Raw genomic sequence first — 23,585 nt, 5'->3', positions numbered from 1 at the left:
TGTTCTGTTTCAGGCAGTTCTGGGGCGTAGCGCGTCATGGATCCGCAGCAGCCGCCATCGGCCGCTGGGGATGTGGCGGGACAGGTCAAGGGTGAGGGTTTCTGCACCGGCAGGATCATTGGGACCCCCGGGGCGGGGTGGCTTCCGGCTTGGGATCACCTGGATGCGCCAGATTTCGTGGTCCACCACGCCCTGCCCGCTTCCCAATGGAGCCCTGGCGTCCTCCGCCCACCATTGCCGGCGTTCGTACCACCGGACAGGTTCGGCGCAGACCGTGTAGGACCGGCCTGCCCAGGTGAGGGATTCCGGCTGGCCCGCAGCGGAGCACACCACGTCAACGGACTCGCTGAACATGCCCATGGCGCCTCCCCGGACGGTAAACCTGGAATGGTTATTCGAACATGTATTCGAATACTGCCAGTCTACGCCGCGTCTGCAGCAAAACATAGGCGGGGGTGGACGGAGCGTGCGGCAGGGAGCAGGATGTTGGCATGAGTACCGATGACGCACTCCTAAAGCAGGCAAGCATCAAGGCCCAGGACTCCACCATCCTTGCCACGTTCGATATCGACGGCGCCATTCCGGAATCCGGCGCCTACGTGGTGGGGCTGATGGGAGCCTCGCCGGACTATTCATTCCAGCGGCGGCTGTGCATTGAATTCATGAACGGGGAGGCAATCGCCTGCTACTCGTTCAACCGGGACCAGGGGGTCGAGGAGGATTACGACCTGTCCGGGGTGTCCCATTCGGACAACAGCATTACCGGGAGCTTTCCCCTTTCAGCGCTGGATGGGCTGGGAAAGGGGCACGTCATCTCTGCCTTCAGCGAGGCGGACGGACGGGAGTTCCAGCACGGAGTGCCGGTGGAGGAGGCCCTGTAGCCCCCTCCACCAACACTTTAAAGTTCAGCTGTTTTCTTTGTGGATCCGCAGTTCAAGTTCAATGAACGCGGAGATCATGGCCCGGTACGTTGACTCCACGATGTCCGGGTCGATGTCCTTTTTCTCCGCAGCGGAACGGACATGCTCAATGATGCGCTCCACCCGTCCGGGGGCGCGCACCTCGGCGTCATCCCCCTTGAGGGTTCCGGCAATCCTGATCAGCCGTTCGCGGCGGGCAATGAGGGTGACAATCTGCTCATCCACCTCGTCAACGGCAATCCGGACGGCCGCGAGCTGTTCCTTGTCGGCCCGGGCATCCCTGTCGTTTCCTTGAATTGTCGCCATCGTCTGACAGTATCGAAGCATGGAGCCCAGAGTCGACTTTATCTCCCTCGGTGTCCGCAACGTTGCGGATTCGCGCGCCTTCTACATTGACGGCCTTGGCTGGCCGGTCCACCGGGAGGCGGCCGGGGAGGTGCTGTTCATCCAGGTGAACCACGGCCTGGTGCTCTCCCTCTGGGACGCACGCCAGATGCAGGCCGAAGCAGGCACGAATCCGCCGTCCGGTGTCCCCTGCATCACCCTCAGCCATAACGTGGAAAGTCCGGCGGACGTGGACAGGATCATGGAGGAGGCAGCGGCTGCGGGCGCTGCCATCATCGCCGAACCGGTCACCCAGCCCTGGGGCGGCTACACGGGGTACTTCGCCGACCCCGACGGCTTCCGCTGGGAGGTGGCCTACAACCCCACCTGGGCAGTGGACGACGGCGGTACGGTCACCGTGTGAAGGCAGGGCGCCTTGAGCGGGGCTGCTAGAACAGCGCCTCCACCGGGCGGATCAGCTCGGGACCGTTGTTGCGCACATTGCCCACTTCCTTTCCCACGGAATCAACCTGCCAGTCGGCGGCGGCATCCTTGACCCTTGACCGCACCAGGTCCACGAGGCCGGCTGCGTCATCGGCGTGGGGGTCCAGCCAGGCTTCCATGGTGGCCTTGTCCATGGGCAGGGGCACCCTGTCGTGCAGTTCCGTCAGCTTCCCAAAGATGGTGGACTCCGTCCCCGGCGGAGGCGTGTCCGCGGTGAGGATGGATGTGGACAGCAGCCACCGCCCGGGCTCCCCCTCGGGCAGGGACGGGTCCTTCCACCATTCATAGAGGCCGGCGAAAACCAGTCCGTGGTACTGGCCAGGGTGCACGTAATACGGCTGCTTGGACTTCCCGGGGCCCTGCTTCCATTCGTAGTAGCCATCGGCCGGAACTGCACAACGACGTGACTTCGCGGCTTTACGGAACGCCGGTTTCTCCAGCACCGATTCGCTGCGGGCGTTAATCATGCTGGACCCGATTTTCAGGTCCTTCGCCCAGGACGCGACCAGGCCCCAGCGTGCCACATGCAGTTGCCGTACCTGCCTGGGCCCGGCGTTGTCCTCCTTCAGGCGCTCCAGCACTATGGGGACGGCGTCGGTGGGTGCCACATTCCATGACGGCGGAATGCTCACCTCGTCCTCCAGCTCGGCGTCGAACTCAGCCAGGAGGTCCCCCACGGCACGGGCCATTACGTAGCGTCCACACATGGCACCAGCTTGCCACCGGCCGCCATAAAGTGTCATGCGGCGCCGCCCAGGCACTGCGGCAGCGGGGAATACCGGCGGCCCCGCTACGGTTGAATGTAAGGAAACCTTCCAAGCGACGTATAGGAGCTCCCTGTGGACTTCACCCCCGAATCCGGCACCATCACCATGTTTTCCACCACCTGGTGCGGCTATTGCAACCGGCTGAAGAAGCAGCTCGATGCGCAGGGCATCGGCTACAACGAAATCAACATCGAAGAGGTGGAGGGCACCGCCGAACTCGTGGAGCAGCTGAACGGCGGCAACCGGACCGTTCCCACCGTCCTCTTCCCGGACGGCACCGCAGCCACCAACCCGTCAGCCGCCGAGGTCAAGAGCCGCCTGGCCGCCTGATCAGCCAGAACCACCTGCGCCGCACAACTCTTTGCGGGTCATGCCCCCAGGCTGCTGAACGAGGCAGTTTCCAGGGCGGCGTGGCCCGCATATGTTTCCAGCAGGGCCTGCTCAACAGCTGCCACATCCAGGCCGGGCACCAGGTCATTGGCCGCACCGGCGGTGGCAGGGTCCCAGTCCAGGCCCAGTGCCGCGTAGCTGTCCGTAAGGACCTTGCGGATCGGGGCCGAATCCTCCACCACAATGACGGAGCTGAACAGCCATCCGCCGGAGACCACCCGCTGGGCAGTTCCCACCAGCTTCACGCGCCGTGAGCCGTCCAGCGGGTCGGTGCCGTGCACGCTGAATTCCCCGGGGCAGTACTCTCCCGGGATCTCGCCCACCGCTGCCTGCACCCCCACGCTGCGCAGCGCCGCAGCAAAAAGTTCGCCGAAGTAGCCGAACCGCGCCTTGGACCCGGCGACGGCATCCGCGTCCGGTTCGATATGGTCCACCACCAAGGTGCCCTGGTGGTAAGCGGCAGCGCGTCCCCCCGCCCTGCGGACCAGTGGCTCGAAGCCGTTCTCCCGGCAGGCCCGGGCGGCGGCGTCGAAGCCGGGCAGCCGGGTGTCCCGCTGCCCGAACGCCACAGTGGGAGCGGGCCGGTACAGCCGCAGGGTGGGCCCTATCCCGCCATTCCTGGCCCTGGCCAAAAGCTCGAGGCCAAATTCGAGGTCGCGGCCCGCACCAAGGGATACGTCCTGACGCACCACGGTGAGCGGGCGGAGTCCGGTAGCGGTGTTTTGCATTGCGAAGCTCCCTGGGCTTTGGCGTCGTCGGTTTCGGTGGCGACAAGTTCGATGGCAGCGGCCGGACAGGCCACACCTAGGGTACGCCCGACGGCGGCACGCGCCTTAACGCCCCCGGCGCCCCACCCACAGTGCGTGCAAAAGCGGCAAGGCCGATGCTGCCATCAGCACATTGCTTAGCACCAGGTCGTCGACCCGGACGATGGCGCCGGCGAGCAGCAGGGCGCCGAAGACCAGGGCGGAGGCTGAGCGGCGCACGGCCCTTTCCAGCCGGGCACCCTGCCGCTCCAGCCGCGGAACGGCTACCTGCAGTGATCCCTCCTCGAGCCGGGTGGCCAGGGCGTCCAGCCGGCGGGGCAGGCGGAAGGCCACGGCGGCGGCGTCGATGGCCTGCCGGGCCACATCCTGCACCACATTGCCGCGCTCGTCCCGCAGCAGCTGAGCTGCGTAGGGTTCCACCGAATCCCACAGGTTGAACCGCTCGTCGAGGGCACTGCACACCCCGGATGTGAGGGACATGGCCCGGATGATCAGCAGGAAGTTTTCCGGCAGCTGGAACGGCAGCGAACGGACCACGTCGCCGAACTCCACGGCAAAATCGCGGAACTCCCGCGGGTCCACTTCGCGCAGCTCGGCAAAGCCCATGCCGCCGAAGCGGGCAAAAAGCTGTGTCATGGCGCGCTCCAGTCCCGCGCTGTCGGCTGACGGCATCAAAACGCCCACGTCGTTGATGGCCGCCACAAGCCCCTTGCCGTCGCGGGCAGCGGCGGCGATCAGCAGCTTCCGCAGCCCGCTGCGCGTGGAGGCTGTTACCTCGCCCATCATGCCGAAGTCGATGAACGTCAGTTTCCATGCAAGTTCCCCTGCCCCTGGAGGGACGGGCGTCACGAAGATGTTTCCCGGGTGGGGGTCGGCGTGGAAGAAGCCATTGGTGAAGAGCTGGTCGAACATGATGGATGCGAACACCGGCGCTACCTGGGCGGGATCGATGCCGGCGGCACGAAGGGCGCGGACGTCTGTGATCTTGATGGCCGTGACGTCCTCGAGCGTCAACACGCGGCGGGTGGTCCGCTCCCACACCACGCCCGGAACCTCCACGCGGTCATCGCCGGCGAAATCCGCGGCGAATCGCTCTGCGTTGACGGCCTCGTGCAGGTAGTCGATTTCCAGGAGGCTGGTCTGGGCAAATTCCTCCACAAGGGCCGGCATGTCGGCCCTGCGGGACACGAGCCGGATGTGGCTGAGCCAGCCGGCCACCTTGCGGAGCGCGGCGAGGTCGACGTCGACGATGGCTCCAATGCCCGGGCGCTGCACTTTCAGGACCACGGCATCGAGCCCCGTGTCCCCGGCGTCATCGGCATTAAGGCGGGCCCGGTGGGCCTGCCCCAGGGATGCAGCGGCGATGGGCGTTTGGTCCACGGTGGCGAAGACGCCTGCCAGTGGTGTCCCCAGTTCCTGTGCCGCCAGGGCAGAAATGGCCGGGAAGGAGACCGGCGGCACTTCGTCCTGCAGCCCCTCCAGCTCCTTGGTGATCTCCGGTGGAAGGACGTCGAGCCGGGAGGACAGGAACTGGCCCACCTTGATCATGAGGCCGCCGAGTTCCACGGCCAGGTCGTGGAACCGCTGCGCGAAGCGGCCCATCCGGCTGGAGCGGGTGCGCGCGGAGATCCGGCCGAGTCCTATCCGCGGCAGGAACAGTTCGAACCACCACGTGGCGGCGAGGTTCCGGGCGGCGAAGCCCAGGATGCGCCGGTAGCGCCCCCGGTGCTCGCGCGTGGGCAGCGGGTCGGCGGCCTTGTCCTGGACAGTCGACGCCACCCGGGTCAGTCCTGGGCGAGGATGGCGTAAAGCCGGCGCCGGGCCTCGTCCAGCGCCGCCACCGCCTGCTGCACCTGTTCCGGCGAACCGATCCGGGCCACCTGGGCTGCCGCCTGGGCCAGCTCGATCCCGGCCTTGGGGAGGGAAGCAACTCCGGTTCCGGACTGGGTGCCCGCCGGATCCCAGGGCGCAGCACCGTGGTGGGCCGCCACCTCCTCGCGGCCTGCTTCGGTGAGGGAGTAGATCTTCCGGCCGTTGGATTCCTCGGCGCTGATGGTTCCCTCATCGGCCAGCAGCTGCAGGGTGGGATAGACAGAACCAGCGCTGGGCTTCCAGCTGCCGCCGCTGCGCTCCTCGATCTCACGGATGATCTGGTAACCGTGCATGGGCCGCTCAGCGAGCAGGGCCAGGACGGCTGCCCTCACCTCGCCTTTCCCGGCACGGGTTCCAACCCGCTTTTCGAACCTGGACCTCAGCTCTTCGACGGCCTGCCACATCCCGTCGAAATTACCGGGACCGAATCCGCCTGCAGGGTATGACGCACGCATGATGAACTCCTTTGTCAATCGCGAACGATATACAACGATACTCAGCGATACAGGAGGGCACCATAGCTGCCGGTCACGTCCTCCGAAGCGTCAGGATCTGTTCGGCACGGCCGAACGGGCCCTGCCGGTCGTGCAGCACGGTGGACGTGAGGCCGATCCCGTCACGGCCGAACGACACGGCATTGTCCAGCCCCAGCCACTCCCCCTCAGGCCTGCGGTACATGTGGATCTGCAGGTCCAGGTTGGGGAAAGCGTAGCTGTCCTTGCCGGGCGGTACCCGGGCGGCGATGCCGTTGGCGGTGTCAACCAGTCCCATGAGGCGCGCGAAATCCCCGCTGTCTGCGCGGTCGGTGAGCGGATGTTCGGTGCGCAGCCACACTTTCCCCGCCCCTGGCCGGTGCCCTTCGGCCACCCGCATTTCGAGGGACCGGATGTAGCCACCGGGCCAGACGGCGGAGCCGTCATAAGGCTTGCATTCGTCAGGGCCCGGAATGGCGGCGTCCTCGACGGCGGCCACCTCACCGGTGTCGCTGGTCAGCATCCGCCACCCGGTGGCGCGGATCGCTGTGCGGCCGCCGGCCACCAGTTCGGCCTGCACCAGCTCGATGGTCCTGCCGGGCCGCAGCGTGGTGGTGTGGATCCTGAACTCCCCACCCGGGATCAGGCCAAGGATCTCGTAGCTGATCCGCGCCATCCGCATGTCTTCCCGGGGCTGGTGCCGTTCCAGGAGGTCCGCCAGAAGGCCGGATGCCGGTGCCATGTGCTGTTCGTGGACATTCCAGGCTCCCTGGGCGTGGATGGTGGACCGGAACCGGCCCTCTCCCAGGTCCTGGTAGTAAAAGTTGCCCTCGGCGAGTTCGGGCAGGTCTGCAGTCAAGGCTGGCCCCTTACGAAACGTTCAGTGAATTGCCACTAACTCTATCCTTCGCGTGAACGGCGCGCCGGGACGGCCGGCGAAATGTTGGAGGATGGCGGCGGCAATCCGACTAGAGTAAGGAACTGGTCCTGTCAGCAACCCTCAAAAGAGGTGTTTCATGCGCGTCATCAGCTACAACCTCCGCAAGCACGCTGCCAGCGGCGAACTCCTCGCCCTGGCACGGAACCATGACATCGATGCGCTGTGCCTCCAGGAAGTGGATGCCAGCGACCTTCCGGAAACCCTGGGCCCCCTCCATCTGGCCGATGCCACCAAGGGCAACCGGCTGGGGCTGGCCATTTATTACCGCACAAGCCGTTTTACCGCGCTGGACACCCAGTCCTTCGCGTTGAAGAAGTCCATGCATGACAGGGTGCTGGCCCCGGCCCATGAGCGGCTGATCGGCACCAGGGTGATGGACAACGAAACGCAGCATGAGCTGGTGATCGGCTCCTTCCACGCAGCCCCGCTCACGGCCTCCAATTCGTTGCGGCGCAAGCAGATCCACGCAGCGCACGCCGAACTGCTGAGCATGGGCAGGGGCCTGATGACCCTGATGGTGGGCGACTTCAACTACCCGTTCTTCACCAAGAACCTTGACATGCACATGAAGAACTCCGGCTACGCCCTGTCCCTCAGCAACAGACGGACCTATACCCGGTACAAGGTGTTCAAGGGCCACTTCGACTTTGCTACGTCACTGGGCCTGGATATCGCCAGCGTGGAAACGCTGCCGCGGGGCAACTCGGACCACCTGCCGATTTTGGTGACAGCCGAGTACGGCCAAGGCTATTAACAGGAAACGACTCCCCCGTTTACCAGGTCTCCCCGGAATCCAGCCGCGCCAGCAGGCCCGGCCAGGCGTCCGCGAAGCCGGGATGCAGTTCCAGGGCGTCCACCTCGGCTACCGGGATCCATAGCAGCGCAATGCTTTCGGGATCGCTGATGACGGGCTCAAAGGATTCCAGCACCCGCACCACCACGGTGGTGTAGGACCAGTAGCCGTGGTCCAGCACTGAGGTGAACAGCACCTCCACGCTCTCCGACGGGACGGCAGCCTCCTCGAAGGCCTCCCGGAGCGCACCGTCCACCGCTTCTTCGCCCTCATGCAGCGCCCCGCCGGGCAGGCCCCAGGTTCCCCCGTTGTGGCTCCAGACGGCCCGGTGCTGCAGGAGCACGCCCTTGGCGGGGTCGTAGGCAAGGACTCCGGCGGCGCCGAACCTGCCCCAGTACCGGCCGCGGTCCCCTTCCACCCAGGCGTCACCCGGATCGCGCGGACCGGTGCGGGGCGGCGGGGTGGAGGACCTGCTGGAGTGCGGAAACTGATCCATGCCCCCAGTCTGACAGGTGGAGCGGCTGGCCGCAGTGCCGCCGCCCCACCCGTCAGGTGCTGTGTGCGCGGTCGACGGCGAAATCGCCGCCGGGATACATGACGGTTTCGTGCCCGTCGTCAAAGCGGACGACATAGGGCGGGCTTCCGCCCTCGCCGCGGACTTCCAGAATCACCCCGTGCCGGTCCGAGGACCCCACCGTCCTACCGTGAACGACGATGCGGTCGCCCTGGGCTGCCTCCATGGCAATCACCTCCCAGCCCCCAGATTACGACTGCCGCGGGCGCGGGAACAGGGCAGAATGGCAGGATGCGGATATGCCGTTGAACCTTGTCCTCATCGCCGACACCCATGTGCCGAAGCGCGCCAAAGACCTTCCCGGGCCAGTATGGCGGGCCGTCGAAAGTGCCGACGTTGTGTTCCACGCGGGTGACTGGGTGGAGGCGGCGCTGCTGGACGAGTTCGAGCGCCGAAGCCGGCGGTTGCTGGGCGTCTATGGCAACAACGACGGCCCGGACCTGCGCCGGCGGCTTCCCGCGACAACCACCACCACGCTGGACGGTGTCCGGTTTGCCATGGTGCACGAGACAGGGCAGGCAAAGGGCCGCGAACAGCGGTGTGAAGCGCTGTATCCGGAAGCCGATGTCCTGGTGTTCGGGCACAGCCACATTCCCTGGGACACGGTGTCACCCAAAGGGCTGCGGCTGCTGAATCCCGGCTCGCCCACGGACCGCCGCCGGCAGCCCTCCTGCACGTTCATGGAAGCCGTGGTCGACGGCGGGCGGTTGGCGGAGGTGAGGCTGGTGGAAGTTCGGCGGGATTGACGTTGCCGGGCCGAAAGGCCGCTTGGCAGGGCGGGGTTTCATTGCCTAGGCTGGGAACCGTAAGCATGCTTAGCTTTTTGGGTTTTGCGATTCCTTGATCGCAGGCTGCTTCAGTTTCCGGGGCGACGAACCAGCCCGAGTCCGCACGAACAGGAGGACCACCATGACTGACCAGTACACCTTCCGTAATCCGGTGACTGCCTACGAAAAGATTTCCCCGCCCAAGCAGCACCAGCCCGAGCCGGGCCTTGATGCCGAACTGGCGCCCAAGGCCGATCTGGGCGAAGAAACGTACCGCGGAACGGGACGGCTGGAAGGCCGCCGCGCCATCGTGACCGGCGCGGACTCAGGCATCGGCGCCGCAACGGCCATTGCCTTTGCCAGGGAAGGCGCCGACGTCGTCCTTTCCTACCTGCCCCAGGAAGAGGAGGACGCCTCCCGCATCGCCGGGATCATCGAGGCCGCAGGCCGTAAGGCTGTCAAGGTGCCGGGCGACCTCAAAGATTCGGCGACGTGCCGGGAACTGGTGGATACCGCGGTTGCCGTGCTGGGCGGGGTGGACATCCTGGTCAACAACGCCGGGAAGCAGGTGGCCCAGGAGGACCTGCAGGACATCACCGACGAGCAGTTCGACCACACCCTAAAGACCAATGTGTACGCCATGTTCTGGGTGACCAAGGCGGCCGTCCCGCACATGCCGGCCGGCTCGACCATCATCAACACCACCTCGATCCAGGCGTACAACCCGTCCCCCACCCTGGTGGACTACGCCACCACCAAGGCCAGCATCAACAACTTCACCAAGGGGCTGGCGCAGCAGCTGGCCCCCAAGGGAATCAGGGTGAACGCCGTGGCCCCGGGACCCATCTGGACCCCCCTGCAAGTCAGCAGCGGCCAGCCCAAGGAGCAGCTGCCGGAATTCGGACAGTCCACTCCCCTGGGCCGGGCAGGACAGCCTGCGGAGCTGGCACCCGCCTATGTCTTCCTGGCCTCACCCGAGTCCAGCTACGTGGTGGGCGAGACGCTGAACGTCAACGGCGGCAGCCCCACGCCCTAGCAGGAACCCCCGGCCCGGCTGACCCGTCAACCTGAGGTCAGTCAGCGGCCTGGCCGGCCAGGATTTCGTCGGTGGCCGGGTCCGGCTCGCCATCGAAGAACTGGGCCAGGACAGTCTTGAACACTGTTTCTCCGGGTGCCGCCCGGAGAAACAGTGTCATGGACGATCGCAGCTTCCTGGCATCGATGCCGCCGAATATGTCTTCGGCGGGCTGGTCGGCGTGGTTGGCCAGGGCCAGGGCGCATTCCAGGAGCCGCGGGCCCAGCACGTCGTGGTCCAGGTAGGCGCGGGCCTCAGCCAGTGAGGAGATGGCGTATTTGCGGGACGTTGCACTCTGCCCCAAACCGGAAATCTGCGGGAAGACGAACCACATCCAGTGCCCGGATTTCCTCCCGACCTGCAGCTCCCCCAGCGCCTGGTCATAGGTACCGCCGCTGTCTTGCGCGGCAACAAAACGGTCAAGGTCAAAGTGCTCGTTCATGTGGATCTCCCGGTTTAAGGTCAAAGGGTCAAATCGTTGTCGAGGGCGGCTGCCGCCTCCTGAAGCTGCGGGTCGGGGTCGTCCCGCCACCGGGCCAGGACCACACCGGCCCGGTGGCGCTCGCGCTCCCCGAGGCCGGACAGCAGCGGCACCAGGACGTCGGCAAGGAGAGGTTGGGTCAGGTCAGCGGCCTGGGCGGAACGCAGGAAGCCTTCGAGCCGGGTCAGGTCCGAGTGCCGAAGCAGCCGCACCCTTGACTGCAACAGCACCACCGCCGCCAACCGGCGCTCAAACACCGGGCGGGAGCCGGGCCTGGGCTGTCCCCACAGGGCGGAAGCAAGCATCACCGTGGCGTCGTGGTCCAGGTCCTTGAATTTACGCAGCGTGTCGCGCACCGTGCCGCGCACCGCTCCGATGGAAGAGCCATAAGAGTCCAGCGCCCAGCCCAGCCGGTTCCCGACGTCGTCCGCCCGATACCAGGCGCCTTCGTTCTGGAGGGTCCGGTCAACGAACTCCACCGCGGCGGACACCACCTCCGCAGGGCCGGTCATCGTCCCCGGCCGGACGAGGCGTGCCGGATACAAAACGGCGTCCACGGCCGCGCTTCCAGCCTGCCCTCCGCAATGGGTTCACCGCATACTGCGCAGGCGCCGTAGGTCCCCGCGGCCAGGCGGGTCAACGCCGCGTCAATCTGGTCCAGGCCGGCCGAGCTCTGCTTCAGGAGCGCCGAAGCCTGTGAGAGCTCGAAGGCGATCGTGGCCCCTTCGGGATCGTGCTCGTCATCGACGTTGGAGTCCTGCCGGGCCGAATTCGCCGCGTCTATGTCGGCCCGCAGCGCCGGCAGCAGCTCCAGCCGCCGCGCCCGCTCCTCTTCGAGCAGCACGCGGAACCGGTCGAAATCTGGCATGTAATCAGCCTAGCGGTCCGACCGGGAACCGTCGGCATGGAAACGGCCCGTGCCGTGGGGCCAGCAGCATCCCCCTCGCGCCCGTGTCCGCACCGTTACCGGGCTGCACGCCATGGCTATTAGCCGAGCTTAAACCCGGGACGGAGGTAACATCCAAACGTTTGCGGAATTCGAGAGCGGGACCTCGTATGTTATCCAAATGTGACAATGCCGCCGCATGTGGGTTATGGTCTTCAGGTGTCCCTCTCAGTCGGGACATTCCCATCAGTATGCCGAGCCCTGCCGCTGATCATGGGATACAACCGCTCCAGCTGGCAGGGACGGGGGAACCAAGTTTCCGCGGCCACTTGTGGCCTTGGGGTTAAGTCGATAGCGCCTCCGTCCGTTACGGGGATGCTTCCGGCCGGGTATCTCCAGCCCGAACCCGACAGCTCACCCCGCAGGCATGGGAGAGGCGATCAACCGTGTCAAAAAATTCCACCCCTGCCCGTCACCGCGCAACTCCGGCCCGCTCGATTGTTCTCGAGGGCCTCGCCGTGACAGCCAAGTCCCAGGCCCGCTCGCTGGGCCGCCCCGCGCTGGCAGTTGCTGCAGCGTCCGGCATTGCCTTCGGCGTCGGCGCCCCGGCCCACGCCGGTGTCACCGGCCCGGACACCACTGAAAAGACCAACGTGCAGGCCTACTCCGCACCTGCCGCCCCCGTTGCGGCAGCGGCAGCAGGAAGCGTCCACACCGTAGTTTCCGGCGATACCCTCGGTGCCATCGCATCTGCTTACGGCGTCAGCCTGAACGATGTCCTGGCCGCCAACGGCCTGGGCCTGTCCTCGGTTATCTACCCGGGCGACCAGATCCAGATCCCCGGCGCCGGTTACACCGCCGCACCGGCTCCGGCTCCGGCAGCAGCGCCCGTGCAGACTGCAGCCGCCGCTCCGGCCAACACCGGCATGAACATGTCCTACGCCTCGGCCACCCCCGTATCAGCCCCCAGCGGCACGGGCACCGGCGCTGCCATCCTGGCGAACGCCTACAGCCAGCTGGGCGTGCAGCAGGACTGTACTGCCATGGTTGAGAAGGCGCTGCGCTCGGTGGGCAAGTCCGTTGGCGATCTTGCCCCCACCCAGTTCTTCCAGTACGGCACCGTGGTCAGCGCTCCTGCTCCCGGCGACCTGATCATAACCTCCGGCCACGTGGGCGTTTACGCCGGTAACGGCCAGGTTGTCAGCGGCGGCGTGAACGGCTACGACACCCAGGTGCACTCCATCAGCTGGCTGGGCGGCTACTCAGCAGTCCGCGTCGCCTAGTCTTCGCGCAACCGAAGGCGCGCATCCGCGCAGGCATTGAAACAGGAGGGCGGCAGCCGGTACACCGGCTGCCGCCCTCCTGTCGCATCTGCCCTCCGCATCCGCAGCTGTCAGGTCCCGCAGAAGGTCATGTAGCTGCCGAAATCTTCAGGGGCGCCTTCCGCGTAGCGTTCCAGCCCGGACCGCTCGGTGAAGGGATCGCTGACTGCCTCCAGCAGCTGCTGCAAGGGTGCCAGGGTTCCGCCCGTGGCAGCGGCCAGCGCCTCCTCCACAAGGTGGTTCCTGGGGATGTACGCCGGGTTGACGCTGTCCATCAGCTCCGCGTCCGGTTCAAGTGCCTGCCACCGCTCCGCCCAGGAATCGAACGCGGCCAGATCAAGAACCATGCCGCGGACCGGGCGAAGGTCGCCCCGGGCCGCCTTGCCAAGGTTACGGAAGAAGAGGGTGTAGTCCACGGGGCCGTCTTTCAGGATGTCAATGGCGCCGTCCACCAGCGCGGACGTGGTTTCCCCGTCACTGCCCCCGCCGCTGCCAAGGCCGAGCTTGGCATTCATCCCGCTGGTCCACGCCCTGCTGTATTGCCCCCGGAAGCCGCCAAGCACCTCCACCGCCGGGCCAACCGCCTTCTCCTGGTCTTCGTCGATGAGCGGCAGCATCGCCTCGGCGAGCCGGGCAAGGTTCCATTCGGCCAAAACCGGCTGGTTGGCGTAGGCGTAGCGGCCGCTGACGTCGATTGAACTGTAGACGGCGGCGGGATTGAACGCGTCCACGAACGCGCACGGGCCGTAATCGATGGTTTCCCCTGAGATGGTCATGTTGTCTGTATTCATGACCCCGTGCACAAATCCCACCAGCATCCAACGGGCCACCAATTCCGCCTGGGCCGAGACGACAGAGGCGAACAGTTCCAGGTAGGGGTTGTCGGCGTCAGCGGCGTGGGGGTAGTGCCTGCTGATGGCGTGGTCGGCCAGCCGCTTCAGGAGCTCCATGTTTTCCGTGGCACGCGCGTACTGGAAGCTGCCCACGCGCAGGTGGCTGCTTGCCACCCGGGCCAGGACGGCGCCCGGCAGCATATCGTCGCGCCGGACCTGGCGGCCCGTCCCCACGACGGCGAGCGAACGGGTGGTGGGGATGTGCAGGGCGTACATGGCCTCGCTGACGAGGTATTCACGCAGCATGGGCCCGACGACGGCCCGCCCGTCCCCGGCCCGGGCAAAAGGCGTGCGTCCCGAGCCTTTGAGGTGGATGTCAAGGAGGCGTCCGTTCCGGTCCGTGACCTCGCCCAGCAGAAGTGCCCGTCCGTCACCGAGCAGGGGTGAGTATCCGCCGAACTGGTGGCCGGCGTAGGCCTGCGCCACCGGAGTGGCGCCGGGTGGAATGTGATTCCCCACCAGGAGCCGCACGCCTTCGGGACTGCGCAGGTACTCCGGGTCAAGGCCCAGCTCACGCGCAAGCTTCTCGTTGAGGACAAGGAGCCCGGGGCTAGGGGCTTCTTCGGCCTGCCAGGGAACAGCGAGTTCCGACAATTCACGCGCGAAGCGGCCGTCAAAAGCCACCGTGTATTCAGCTGCTGCCGTCATGGTTTAACCCTATCGCCGTCATAATGGTCCGCTGTTTCCCGCACCAGGTGCCGCCGCGGGGGAACGGCTATGCGCTGCAGGTCGTGGGCTGCGATGACCGCGGTCCCTGCAGCACGTGCCTGCGCCTGCTCCGCAAGCAGGGACATGTCGTCGCCGTATCGTGAGGAAAAATGGGTAAGCACCAGCGTCCTGGACTTTCCGGACGCCGCCAGATCCCCTGCCTGCCCGGCGGTCAGGTGCAGATACTGCTGCGCCAGCCCGCCGTCGTCGTTGCTGAATGTTGACTCGGTGACCAGGAGGTCGGTGCCATCGGACAGTTCCTCCGCGCCGCTGCACGGTGCCGTGTCCATGATGAACGCGAAGCGCTGGCCGGGCCTGGGAATGCTCACGTCCTCCAGCGCGACGGCGCCGAGGGAGCCTTTGCGCTGCAGCCGGCCCACGTCGGGCCCTTCGATTCCTGCCGCCCGGAGCCGCTCCGGAAGGAAGGTGCGGCCGTCAGGCTCGGTGAGCAGGTATCCGTACGTCTCGATGCGGTGCCTAAGGGGCCGGACCTCCAGGCCGTCCGCCACAGGGCCGGCACCGGAGTGCGGATGGAGCCGCAGGTCGATGCCGGGCGAGCTTACAGCCACGAGGGCCTGGACAATCTGCTCCCCGGAGGCCGGATAGTGAAGGTGGACGGGGTGTGCAGCACCGTCCAGTGCCATCCGGGACAGGACGCCCGGCAGGCCGTAGCAGTGGTCTCCGTGTACGTGCGTGAGGCAGATCCTGGTGATCTGGCTTGCCGCCACCCCGGCATGGATCATTTGGCGCTGGGTGCCCTCACCGGGGTCGAACAAAAGTCCCTCGCCGTCCCAGCGCAGGAAGTAGCCGTTGTGGTTCCGCGTGCGCGTGGGAACCTGGGAGGCCGTGCCCAGCACCACGAGTTCACGCACCGGGGGCGTCTGCCGGCTCCGCGTGCAGCCCTTTGGCATATGCTGCCTGGCCGAGGTGCTGGAGGCAATCCCCCAGGATGCTGACCAGCCGCACTCCGAGGGTTACGGGCGGATCCCAATGTTTGTCGACCACCCGGTCCAGGTCCGGATCATCAATACCCTGCAGGACCTGGACGGTCTGCCGGTGGACCGCCGCGTAGTATTCCTGCAGCAGTTCGCGGGGCGCCATGACGGCGTCCACCTGTTCGCTGGTGTGGCCGTAGCCGGTGTCCCGCTCCGCAAGAGGGAGACCGAAACGGGATACAAAGCCTTCTGCCGTCCAAACCTGCTCCAGCCCCGAGGCGGAGGCTACCTGCGCATCTTCCACCCGGCCCGTATGCCAGATCAGCCAGCCAATTGAATTGCCGTTACCGGCAGGACGGCGCTGCAGGTCCACCTCGCCGAGTCCTTCCAGCACCTGGCGAACGAGAGCGGGGAGCCGGTCGAAGGCCTCCAGCAGCAGTTCCTTGGATTGCATCTCTTCCCCTTCCCACCGCTGCGGGCCCAGCTGGGCCCGCAGCCTTAGGCCGCTAGCGTTCCAGGTCGTCCGGCTCGAACTGGCTGAGAGGCGAGCCGCCGAAGTTTTCCTCGTCGTCGCTGGCGTCCGCTTCGGGGCCTGTGGGGTTTTCGCCGAAATCGACGTCGGCCGCCGCCTCCCCCAGCGTGGGGGCGTCCGGCGGCACCTGCTCATCGCCGGAGCGGTAGCGGGCTTGCGCGCTTTCGTCCCGCAGCGTCTGGTCGCTGAGGAAGTCCTCCTCTTCACCGGAGACGGCCTCGTCCTGCAACAGGGGGTCCTCCTGCCAGCGTTCCGGATTGTTCTCCGCAGCACCCGGGTAATTGTCGGGTTCCCCCATCACAGGGTCCAGTTCCAGGGACGACGCCGCGCCGGGAGTTTCATCGAGAAGCACGTCGTCCTCCTCCACAACTTCCAGCTCATCGTCGGGGACGTTCTGCTCAGTCATGATGGTGCCTTTCCGGTTGCCGTTCAGCGGACAATAGTAAGCATACTGACGAACCGGGATGGATGTGAACCGTAATGGGTAAGGGACAGGCAAATGGGGCAGAAAACGTGATGGCCAGCAAGGAGAACCGCATGCAACCGAATATGTCCCCCGACGGGCCCGCGGCACAGCCGCCCCGGCTCCAGTCCTTCGCCACCCGGATGTCCGTCCTGTGGACCGACGGATTGGGCCGGGCCAGCATCCGGGCCATCCAGGCACTTTCCGTCCTGGCGCTTGCCTGGGTGGCGGTAGCGGCTGCCATCCGTGTCCCGCTGGTTACCATCCCGGTGCTCGTTGCGTTGATCCTGGCGTCGGCCATGTCTCCTGCCGTCCGCTGGCTTGCGGCACGGGGCTGGCCCCGCGCCTTGGCCGTACTGTCTTCGTTCCTGGTGATCCTGGCGGTGGCGGCCGGAGTGGTGGGTGGCATCATCACCCTGGTCCGGCAGCAGGCCTCCGTCCTGGCCGCCCGGGCAGAAGCAGGTATTGGCCAGCTGCAGCAGTTCATCACCACCGGCCCCGTGGCCCTGACCAGTGACCAGATCGACGCAGCCCGCGGCGAGTTCCAGAAGTTCCTCGCTGGAGGAAGCCTGGGGGCCGACGCGTTGACGGGCCTGCGGACGGCCGGGGAGATTGTGGCAGGTTCAGTCCTGACAGCCGTGATCCTGTTCTTTTTCCTGAAGGACGGCGAGAAGATCCGGGGCTTCCTGATCGGATTCCTCCCCGGGACCCGCCAGGGCAAGGCACATTTGGCGGCCGAACGCAGCATCGTGGTGCTGGGCGGCTACGTCCGGGGGACACTCATCATCGCAGCCATTGACGCCGTCATTGTCCTTACCGGGCTCCTGATCCTGCGGGTTCCGTTGGCAGTCCCCCTTGCCGCGGTGGTCTTCCTGGGCGGCTTCATCCCGATTATCGGCGCAACCGCCGCCGGCAGCCTGGCGGTGCTGGTGGCCCTGGTGGAGAACGGACCGGTTCCCGCGCTGGTGGTCCTGGTGATCCTCGTTGCCGCCAACCAACTGGAACACCACCTCCTCCAGCCCCTCTTCATGGGCCGGGTCCTGCGGATCCACGGGCTGGTGATCATCCTGGCACTGGCCGCGGGGGCAACGCTGGCCGGCGTCATCGGTGCGCTGCTCGCCGTGCCGCTGACCGCCGTCGGCTGGACCATCTACAAGACGCTGGCCGAAAGGGACATCCCCGGCCCGGAGCCTATTGCTCCGGCAGCGCCAGGGGCGTGAAGCGCCCTGAACAGCGCTTCCGTGACTTTCGGCCCTAGAGCGCCGGTGGCGCCCGGGCCAGTCTTGAATGGCAGAAGCCAGTTCACGACAGGCAGGAAGTGCGGCCATGACATCCCGGAAACCCATCGCTGTGGGCACCAACGACTCAGCGCAAAGCCAGGCCGCCGTCCTGTGGGCCGCCCGCCGCGCCCACCGTGCGGACCTGCCGCTGGTAATCCTCCACGTGGTGGATGACCGGTGGGTTGCCGAACCGTATCCGTGGTTTGGAACCCTTCAGCAGGCCGGGGAGGAACTCCTGAAGACAGCCGCCGGACGCCTCGAAGGAACGGTTCCCGTCAGCCCTGACACGGAGTTGCTCACCGGCAGTGTGGGCGGTTCCCTTGCAAAGTACTCCAAGAGGACCTCGATGATGGTCATGGGTTCCGGCAGCGGCCATTTCGGCGGCACCCTTGCCGACCGCGCACTCCAGGTGGCCACGGCCGCCAAGGTCCCTGTCGCCGTCGTCGGAACCCAGGACCTCGAAGGCAGGTCCGGAGTGGTGGTCGGCGTCGACGGATCCCCTGAATCGACCCAGGCGGTTGCGTTCGCGGCCGCCGAGGCAGACCGCGAAGGCGACGAACTCACCGTCGTCTACGCCGTTGATGTGCCGGATCCCATCATCGACGCCGGGCTCTCGCCCGCAGCCATGGCCGAACTTATCGCCGACGAGGAACGCGTGGTGCTCTCCGAAGCGGTGGCAGGGCTCAAGGAAGACTACCCGGACCTGGTGGTGCACCAGCGGCTCGAAACCGAACGGGGCGCGGTTGCCGGCCTTGTCGAGGCCGCCGCCGGGGCGAGGCTGCTGGTGGTGGGCAGCCGGGGCAAGGGGGCCTTTAAGCGCCTCCTGCTCGGTTCCACCGCGCATGGCGTCCTGAAGCACCTTCCGTGCCCCGTGATTATCACCCGGACCGACGCTGCCCTCACTGTGTAGGTGCACCGCCTGCTGGCCTTCCTGCCGGCACTCCGTATTCCGTAGGCGGAAGGTTTGACGCCATGAAAAAGCCCGCTGCCATCATCATGCTGATCCTCGGGATCCTCATCACCCTGCCCGGTTTGGCTGCACTGGCAGGCGGAGCAGTAGCGTCAGCGGTGGGAACCATCCAGGGCGACGGCTACCTGACGTCCGGTATGTCACGCTTTTCCGTCAATTCCTTTGCCCTCACCTCGCCGCGGGCCGATGCCATCGGCGAGGACGTTCCCGGCAGGCTGCCCTTTGACATCGGCAAGCTGAGGCTGCGGGCTGCATCAGTGACACCGGACAAGCCGGTGTTCATTGGCATCGGTCCGCAGGCCGACGTGGAGCAGTACCTGTCAGGCGTGCACCACTCGGAGCTGCTGAACATTCGGCAGCAGCCCTTCCGTGCGGATTACCGGGACGTGCCGGGCGGGAATCCGGCAGCGCCCCCGACGGACCAGCGCTTTTGGACCGCCTCCGCTTCCGGTTCCGGGCAACAGGAGCTCACCTGGAACATCGCGCCCGGCACCTGGGAAGTCGTGGTGATGAACGCCGACGCCTCCCAAGGGGTGGATGTGCAGCTGCAGGCAGGCTTCCACTCGGACCTGTTCCAGCCGGCAGCCACGGGCCTGCTGGTTGGCGGAATCGTTGCCTTGGTAATCGGCATACCCCTCATCATCTTTGGGGCGTCCGGCCTTGGACGGCACGCCGCGCCGGCCCCCGCAGGACCCCCTTCCGGTGGCCCTCCGTACGGTGAGCCACCGTACGGAGGCCCGGCAACAGGCGCACCCGGATATCCCGTGCCGGTGACGGGAGCACCGCCTGTACCCGGGGCCGCACCGCCCTCCGGGCCGTTCGCCCCGGTACCAGGCAGTCCCGGCTACCCTGCAAGGCTCTTCGGTGAGCTGGATCCCGCCCTGTCGCGGTGGATGTGGCTGGTGAAGTGGTTCCTGGCCATCCCGCATTTCATCCTCCTTTTCTTCCTCTGGTTCGCCTTCGTCATCACAACCATCGTGGCCGGGTTCGGCATCCTGTTTACCGGCCGCTACCCGCGGGCGCTGTTCGACTTCAATGTCGGCGTCATGCGGTGGAACTGGCGGGTGGCGTTCTACGCCTACGCCGCCGTCGGCACGGACCTGTACCCGCCGTTCACCCTCAGGCGCACCAATTACCCCGCCGACTTTGACGTGGACTACCCCGAGCGGCTGTCCCGCGGCCTGGTCCTGGTGAAATGGTGGCTGCTCTCGATCCCGCACCTGCTGGTCATCGCCGCCTTTACCAACACCACGTGGCGCTGGCGGGCGGACAACAACTTCGGCGGGACAACCTATGTACAGGAAACGGGACCGTCCCTGCTTGGGGTGCTGGTCCTTATCGCGGCAGTGATCCTGCTGTTCACCGGCCGCTACCAGCGCCCGCTGTTCGATTTCATCCTCGGCGTCAACCGCTGGATTTACCGGGTCCTTGCCTACACCGCTTTGATGCGGGACGAATACCCGCCGTTCCGGCTGGACCAGGGCGCCGCCGAACCTGAGGGGCCCGGAGCGGCCATGCCGCCGGCCGCTGCTCCGCCCGCCGGCGCGCCATGACCTTAGGCCCTAGCCCGGCACCTCCCGTGCGGGCATGATAGGCGTGACAGCGCGGGTCCGACCAAGGGAGCGAACATGAGCATTGCCGGGGCACCAATCGCCCGAATCGTGGTGGGGGTTGACGGTTCGGAAGCCTCCGTGGAGGCGCTGCGCCAGGCGCAACGGCTGGCCACTCCGCTGGGCGCCAAGGTCCAGGCGGTGGCCTGCTGGGAGTACCCGCAGATGTACGACGGCTACGTGATGATGGGGATCGAAGGCTTCGAGGAGGGGGCCAGGAAGATCCTGGACGATGCGGTGGAGCAGGCGTTCGGAGCCGGGACGCCGTCAAACGTCACCTCGACCCTGGTCCGCAGCCACCCCCGTGAAGCGCTGATCGATGCCAGCCGCGACGCCGACATGATCGTGGTGGGGCGCCGGGGGCACGGCGGTTTCGGCGGCCTGCTCCTGGGCTCCGTCAGCTCAGCCATCGTGGCCCACGCCCACTGCCCCGTCCTGGTGGTTCACACCCCCGAGGAGCACTCCGAAGGTTCCAGGAAGGGCTGACCGGGACAGCCGCAGGCAAGGTATTGCGGCCCGGGGGCAGGTGAGGACAGTGCCGGCCAGAGAAATACGGCCGCGGAGTCCGCTGCCGCCATCCCCTGCCGGCCGCCGGAGGCAGAACGATTCGTCCGATCCTGCCCACCACGGCCTGCCTGTCCACGAAGTGGTACTCCTGCTCGAAACGGACGCAGCCAGAGGCCTGGGCCACGACGAGGTGGAGCGCCGGAGGGTGCAATTCGGGACCAACGAGCTTCCGCGGCGGCACACCGGGGGCATCGCCCGCAAGCTGGGACGCCAATTCAACAATCCGCTGGTCTACGTCCTGTTGGCCGCCGCCGTGATAACTGCTTTCCTTGGTGAATTCCTGGATTCCGGGGTCATCCTCGCGGTAGTCCTGGTCAACACGGTCATCGGATTCATCCAGGAAGTCCGGGCAGAAGCAGCCCTGGATGCCCTCCATTCGCTGGTCCGCACACACGCCGCCGTGATGCGCGACGGCGAACGGAAGCAGGTCCCCTCCGAGGACCTGGTCCCCGGAGACCTTGTGCTGCTCCAGGCAGGAGACAAGGTACCTGCCGACCTGCGCCTGGTACGCCTGTCCGCCCTCCGGGTGGATGAATCCGCGCTCACGGGAGAATCCGATCCTGTGTCCAAGGACCAGGTGGTACTCCCGCAGGTCACGCCCGTGGCCGACCGGAGGAACATGCTGTACAGCGGCACGCTGGTGACCGCCGGCAGCGGCGCAGGAATCGTCGTCGCCATTGGCGGCGAAACCGAACTCGGCGAAATCCACCGCCTCATGGGCTCCGTCCGTCCCGTGGCCACGCCGCTGACCCTGAAACTGGCACGCTTCAGCACCACGCTTACCGTAGCCATCCTTGCCCTCGCCGCCGTGGCCTTCCTCGCCGGCCTGGCACATGGGGAACAGCCGGGACAGATGTTCACGGCCGCCGTCGCCCTGGCAGTGGGCGCCATTCCGGAGGGCCTTCCCGCCGCCGTAACGGTGACGCTTGCCATCGGTGTCCGCCGCATGGCCCGGCGCCGTGCGGTGGTCCGGCGGCTCCCAGTCGTCGAAACGCTCGGCAGCACCACGGTGATCTGCTCGGACAAGACGGGCACCTTCACGGAGAACCAGATGACAGTCCGGGCACTCTGGACGCCCTCGGGCAGGTACGACATCACGGGGTCCGGCTACGGCCCGGACGGGCACATCCTCGCGTCAACCGCAGGCGGCACCGCCGGCGGACAGGAACCTGGCGCGGCAATCCGGCCAAAGGACCGGGACGCGGCCCTCTACTGGTCCCTCCTGGGCGGTGCAGCCTGCAACGACGCAAGCATCCGCCCCGAGGGGCCCGGCTGGCTGGCCCGGGGTGACCCTACCGAGGCGGCGATGCTGGTGGCGGCCGGGAAAGGCGGCGCCAGGGTCCGGGATTTCCTGGCCGCCAATCCGAGGCAGGGCGAACTGCCGTTCACCTCGGAGCGGCAGTTCATGGCGACACTGCACGCGTCAACGCCCACCCGCGGCGAAGTCACCGTGTTCGTCAAGGGCGCCGTGGAACGGGTACTGGAGCTATGCGGCCACGAAATGGACAGCGACGGCGGCAACAGGCCCCTCCGCAGGCACGCCGTGCTCACTGCTGCACACGCGCTCGCCGACACCGGGCTGCGGGTGCTGGCCACCGCCATGCTGCGCCTTCCAGCGGACGGCGGAACCCTTTCCAACATCGAGTTGCACGGCCGGATGACCTTGACCGGGCTCCAGGCGATGCACGATCCGCCGCGTTCGGCGGCTGCCGCCTCAGTGGCGGCCTGCCTGCGTGCCGGTGTGGGGGTCAAGATGATCACTGGGGACCACGTGCGGACCGCGGTGACCGTGGCCGCGGCGGTGGGGCTGGACGCGTACCATGGGTCCGGGAGCGCACTGACCGGCGCCCAGCTGGACGCCATCCCGGCCGGTGAATTCGCGAATGCCGTGGAACGGGCCACGGTTTTTGCCCGGGTTTCCCCTGAGCAGAAGCTCCGCCTTATCGATGCCCTGCAGTCCCGCGGGCACGTGGCGGCCATGACCGGCGACGGCGTGAACGATGCACCGGCCCTTCGACAGGCGAACGTGGGCATTGCGATGGGACGCACCGGAACCGAGGTGGCCAAGGAGGCCGCTGACATCGTCCTGACAGATGACGACTTCGCCACCATCGAGGCAGCGGTCGAAGAGGGCAGGAATGTTTTCGACAACCTGACCAAGTTCATGGTCTGGACCCTCCCCACCAACATGGCCGAGGGACTGGTGATCCTCGTGGCCATCCTGCTGGGGGCTACGCTGCCCATCCTGCCCACCCAAATCCTTTGGATCAACATGACCACCGCCGTCGCCCTTGGACTGATGCTCGCCTTTGAGCCGAAGGAACCTGGCCTGATGTCCCGCCCGCCGCGGGCACCTGGCCGCCCCCTCCTGACGTTGGGGCTTACCGTTCGGATCCTGCTCGTGTCGGCTCTCCTGGTCGCCGGGGCCTGGTGGCTCTTTGAACACGAAGTGGCCACCGGCGCAGGCGTGGCGCAGGCCCGCACTTCTGCCGTGAACCTCTTCGTGGCGGTGGAAGTGTTCTACCTCTTCAGCTGCCGGTCCCTGAGCCGCCCCGCCTGGCGGCTAAGGCCCTTCGGCAACCGCTGGCTCATCCTCGGCGTCGTGGTCCAGGCAGCCGGCCAACTGGCCCTCACGTATACCCCGCTGATGAACGAACTCTTCCACACCGCCCCCATCGGCACAGACGCCTGGTTGCGGATCTTTGGCCTGGCGCTGCTGGCCTCCCTCGTGGTCGCCGTGGACAAGCGTTTCCGGCGCACTGGCTTTTAGTT

28 protein-coding genes and 1 riboswitch are annotated in these 23,585 nt (G+C 66.6%); of the genes, 12 read left to right on the top strand and 16 right to left on the bottom strand.

From position 1 onward, the window contains the following. Positions 1 to 9: 9 nt before the first annotated feature. On the bottom strand, positions 10 to 360 hold the full coding sequence (locus tag ACFO0G_RS08880) for a DUF6504 family protein (protein ID WP_376977087.1): 351 nt from the start codon (positions 358 to 360) through the stop codon (positions 10 to 12). A 131-nt stretch (positions 361 to 491) separates the two neighbouring features. On the opposite strand from ACFO0G_RS08880, the gene ACFO0G_RS08875 reads away from it, so the two are divergent. Beyond that, positions 492 to 881 (top strand): hypothetical protein, encoded by a 390-nt coding sequence (locus tag ACFO0G_RS08875; RefSeq protein ID WP_142133711.1) that lies wholly within the window; start codon positions 492 to 494, stop codon positions 879 to 881. Between the two features lie 24 nt (positions 882 to 905). Here the strand turns inward: ACFO0G_RS08875 and ACFO0G_RS08870 are convergent, their stop codons facing one another. Next, positions 906 to 1,226, bottom strand: coding sequence for a chorismate mutase (locus ACFO0G_RS08870; RefSeq protein ID WP_142133710.1), 321 nt, complete (start codon positions 1,224 to 1,226; stop codon positions 906 to 908). Positions 1,227 to 1,245: 19 nt separating this feature from the next. Between ACFO0G_RS08870 and ACFO0G_RS08865 the strand changes: the two genes are divergently transcribed. Continuing rightward, entirely contained in the window at positions 1,246 to 1,668 is a 423-nt protein-coding gene (locus ACFO0G_RS08865; RefSeq protein WP_286397330.1) for a VOC family protein, read from the top strand. Between the two features lie 25 nt (positions 1,669 to 1,693). Here ACFO0G_RS08865 and ACFO0G_RS08860 read toward each other — a convergent pair whose 3' ends face one another. Then, a complete protein-coding gene (locus ACFO0G_RS08860; protein ID WP_376977084.1) occupies positions 1,694 to 2,455 on the bottom strand; it encodes an SOS response-associated peptidase in 762 nt (253 codons plus the stop codon). A gap of 132 nt (positions 2,456 to 2,587) precedes the next feature. Here ACFO0G_RS08860 and ACFO0G_RS08855 point away from each other — a divergent pair, with 132 nt between their 5' ends. Continuing rightward, positions 2,588 to 2,845 (top strand): mycoredoxin, encoded by a 258-nt coding sequence (locus ACFO0G_RS08855; RefSeq protein ID WP_236798496.1) that lies wholly within the window; start codon positions 2,588 to 2,590, stop codon positions 2,843 to 2,845. A 38-nt stretch (positions 2,846 to 2,883) separates the two neighbouring features. On the opposite strand, the gene ACFO0G_RS08850 is transcribed toward ACFO0G_RS08855, so the two are convergent. The 4 genes from ACFO0G_RS08850 to ACFO0G_RS08835 form a co-directional block, all read right to left on the bottom strand. Further along, entirely contained in the window at positions 2,884 to 3,633 is a 750-nt protein-coding gene (locus ACFO0G_RS08850) for a lipoate--protein ligase family protein (protein WP_376977081.1), read from the bottom strand. A 105-nt stretch (positions 3,634 to 3,738) separates the two neighbouring features. Then, a complete protein-coding gene (locus ACFO0G_RS08845) occupies positions 3,739 to 5,451 on the bottom strand; it encodes an ABC1 kinase family protein (protein WP_376977079.1) in 1,713 nt (570 codons plus the stop codon). 5 nt (positions 5,452 to 5,456) lie between these two features. Further along, positions 5,457 to 5,999 carry a PadR family transcriptional regulator gene (locus ACFO0G_RS08840; RefSeq protein ID WP_286397342.1) on the bottom strand — a complete coding sequence of 181 codons (543 nt, stop codon included), beginning with the start codon at positions 5,997 to 5,999 and terminating at the stop codon, positions 5,457 to 5,459. Between the two features lie 73 nt (positions 6,000 to 6,072). Next, a complete protein-coding gene (locus tag ACFO0G_RS08835; protein WP_376977077.1) occupies positions 6,073 to 6,876 on the bottom strand; it encodes a thioesterase family protein in 804 nt (267 codons plus the stop codon). A gap of 157 nt (positions 6,877 to 7,033) precedes the next feature. Here ACFO0G_RS08835 and ACFO0G_RS08830 point away from each other — a divergent pair, with 157 nt between their 5' ends. Next, entirely contained in the window at positions 7,034 to 7,711 is a 678-nt protein-coding gene (locus ACFO0G_RS08830) for an endonuclease/exonuclease/phosphatase family protein (protein ID WP_286397347.1), read from the top strand. Between the two features lie 19 nt (positions 7,712 to 7,730). Here the strand turns inward: ACFO0G_RS08830 and ACFO0G_RS08825 are convergent, their stop codons facing one another. Beyond that, positions 7,731 to 8,246 (bottom strand): NUDIX domain-containing protein, encoded by a 516-nt coding sequence (locus ACFO0G_RS08825; protein WP_376977075.1) that lies wholly within the window; start codon positions 8,244 to 8,246, stop codon positions 7,731 to 7,733. A 52-nt stretch (positions 8,247 to 8,298) separates the two neighbouring features. Next, positions 8,299 to 8,490, bottom strand: a complete 192-nt coding sequence (locus ACFO0G_RS08820; protein ID WP_286397352.1) for a DUF1918 domain-containing protein — start codon at positions 8,488 to 8,490, stop codon at positions 8,299 to 8,301. A 73-nt stretch (positions 8,491 to 8,563) separates the two neighbouring features. On the opposite strand from ACFO0G_RS08820, the gene ACFO0G_RS08815 reads away from it, so the two are divergent. Then, the gene (locus tag ACFO0G_RS08815; protein WP_286397355.1) at positions 8,564 to 9,070 is read left to right on the top strand and encodes a metallophosphoesterase family protein; all 507 of its coding nucleotides are present in this window, start codon (positions 8,564 to 8,566) and stop codon (positions 9,068 to 9,070) included. A gap of 163 nt (positions 9,071 to 9,233) precedes the next feature. Next, on the top strand, positions 9,234 to 10,127 hold the full coding sequence (locus ACFO0G_RS08810) for a glucose 1-dehydrogenase (RefSeq protein ID WP_142133701.1): 894 nt from the start codon (positions 9,234 to 9,236) through the stop codon (positions 10,125 to 10,127). A 37-nt stretch (positions 10,128 to 10,164) separates the two neighbouring features. Here the strand turns inward: ACFO0G_RS08810 and ACFO0G_RS08805 are convergent, their stop codons facing one another. From ACFO0G_RS08805 to ACFO0G_RS08795, 3 genes are read right to left on the bottom strand one after another with little or no spacing between them, the layout of a single operon-like run. Further along, entirely contained in the window at positions 10,165 to 10,608 is a 444-nt protein-coding gene (locus ACFO0G_RS08805; RefSeq protein WP_286397357.1) for a DUF1810 domain-containing protein, read from the bottom strand. 20 nt (positions 10,609 to 10,628) lie between these two features. Further along, entirely contained in the window at positions 10,629 to 11,159 is a 531-nt protein-coding gene (locus tag ACFO0G_RS08800) for a DNA alkylation repair protein (RefSeq protein ID WP_376977072.1), read from the bottom strand. Next, the gene (locus ACFO0G_RS08795) at positions 11,156 to 11,515 is read right to left on the bottom strand and encodes a TraR/DksA family transcriptional regulator (RefSeq protein ID WP_376977070.1); all 360 of its coding nucleotides are present in this window, start codon (positions 11,513 to 11,515) and stop codon (positions 11,156 to 11,158) included. The genes ACFO0G_RS08800 and ACFO0G_RS08795 overlap by 4 nt, the downstream gene beginning before the upstream one ends. 290 nt (positions 11,516 to 11,805) lie before the next feature. After that, a riboswitch (cyclic di-AMP (ydaO/yuaA leader) is annotated at positions 11,806 to 11,976 on the top strand. A gap of 3 nt (positions 11,977 to 11,979) precedes the next feature. Between ACFO0G_RS08795 and ACFO0G_RS08790 the strand changes: the two genes are divergently transcribed. Further along, a complete protein-coding gene (locus ACFO0G_RS08790; RefSeq protein WP_286397366.1) occupies positions 11,980 to 12,816 on the top strand; it encodes a C40 family peptidase in 837 nt (278 codons plus the stop codon). 110 nt (positions 12,817 to 12,926) lie between these two features. On the opposite strand, the gene ACFO0G_RS08785 is transcribed toward ACFO0G_RS08790, so the two are convergent. The 4 genes from ACFO0G_RS08785 to ACFO0G_RS08770 are packed head-to-tail and all read right to left on the bottom strand — an operon-like array spanning position 12,927 to position 16,329. Continuing rightward, positions 12,927 to 14,396, bottom strand: coding sequence for a protein adenylyltransferase SelO (locus tag ACFO0G_RS08785; RefSeq protein ID WP_286397368.1), 1,470 nt, complete (start codon positions 14,394 to 14,396; stop codon positions 12,927 to 12,929). Next, on the bottom strand, positions 14,393 to 15,328 hold the full coding sequence (locus ACFO0G_RS08780) for a ribonuclease Z (protein ID WP_286397370.1): 936 nt from the start codon (positions 15,326 to 15,328) through the stop codon (positions 14,393 to 14,395). Before ACFO0G_RS08780 ends, ACFO0G_RS08785 begins: the two co-directional genes overlap by 4 nt. Beyond that, entirely contained in the window at positions 15,321 to 15,845 is a 525-nt protein-coding gene (locus ACFO0G_RS08775) for a mycothiol transferase (RefSeq protein ID WP_286397372.1), read from the bottom strand. Before ACFO0G_RS08775 ends, ACFO0G_RS08780 begins: the two co-directional genes overlap by 8 nt. A gap of 52 nt (positions 15,846 to 15,897) precedes the next feature. Beyond that, a complete protein-coding gene (locus ACFO0G_RS08770; protein WP_286397374.1) occupies positions 15,898 to 16,329 on the bottom strand; it encodes a hypothetical protein in 432 nt (143 codons plus the stop codon). Between the two features lie 131 nt (positions 16,330 to 16,460). On the opposite strand from ACFO0G_RS08770, the gene ACFO0G_RS08765 reads away from it, so the two are divergent. The 5 genes from ACFO0G_RS08765 (at position 16,461) to ACFO0G_RS08745 (ending at position 23,583) form a co-directional block, all read left to right on the top strand. Then, positions 16,461 to 17,606 (top strand): AI-2E family transporter, encoded by a 1,146-nt coding sequence (locus ACFO0G_RS08765; protein ID WP_286397376.1) that lies wholly within the window; start codon positions 16,461 to 16,463, stop codon positions 17,604 to 17,606. A gap of 106 nt (positions 17,607 to 17,712) precedes the next feature. Then, complete coding sequence (locus tag ACFO0G_RS08760) at positions 17,713 to 18,576, top strand: universal stress protein (RefSeq protein ID WP_286397378.1); 864 nt, start codon at positions 17,713 to 17,715, stop codon at positions 18,574 to 18,576. A 62-nt stretch (positions 18,577 to 18,638) separates the two neighbouring features. Beyond that, the gene (locus tag ACFO0G_RS08755; RefSeq protein ID WP_286397379.1) at positions 18,639 to 20,189 is read left to right on the top strand and encodes a DUF4389 domain-containing protein; all 1,551 of its coding nucleotides are present in this window, start codon (positions 18,639 to 18,641) and stop codon (positions 20,187 to 20,189) included. A 75-nt stretch (positions 20,190 to 20,264) separates the two neighbouring features. Then, complete coding sequence (locus ACFO0G_RS08750) at positions 20,265 to 20,732, top strand: universal stress protein (protein WP_286397381.1); 468 nt, start codon at positions 20,265 to 20,267, stop codon at positions 20,730 to 20,732. A 49-nt stretch (positions 20,733 to 20,781) separates the two neighbouring features. Further along, complete coding sequence (locus ACFO0G_RS08745) at positions 20,782 to 23,583, top strand: HAD-IC family P-type ATPase (protein ID WP_286397383.1); 2,802 nt, start codon at positions 20,782 to 20,784, stop codon at positions 23,581 to 23,583. Positions 23,584 to 23,585 lie beyond the last annotated feature (2 nt).

This window comes from Arthrobacter sedimenti, assembly GCF_042652025.1.
Classification (GTDB): Bacteria; Actinomycetota; Actinomycetes; order Actinomycetales; family Micrococcaceae; genus Arthrobacter; species Arthrobacter sedimenti.
Note: the sequence above shows the minus strand (reverse complement) of the source record. Positions and strands in the feature narration are given on the sequence as shown.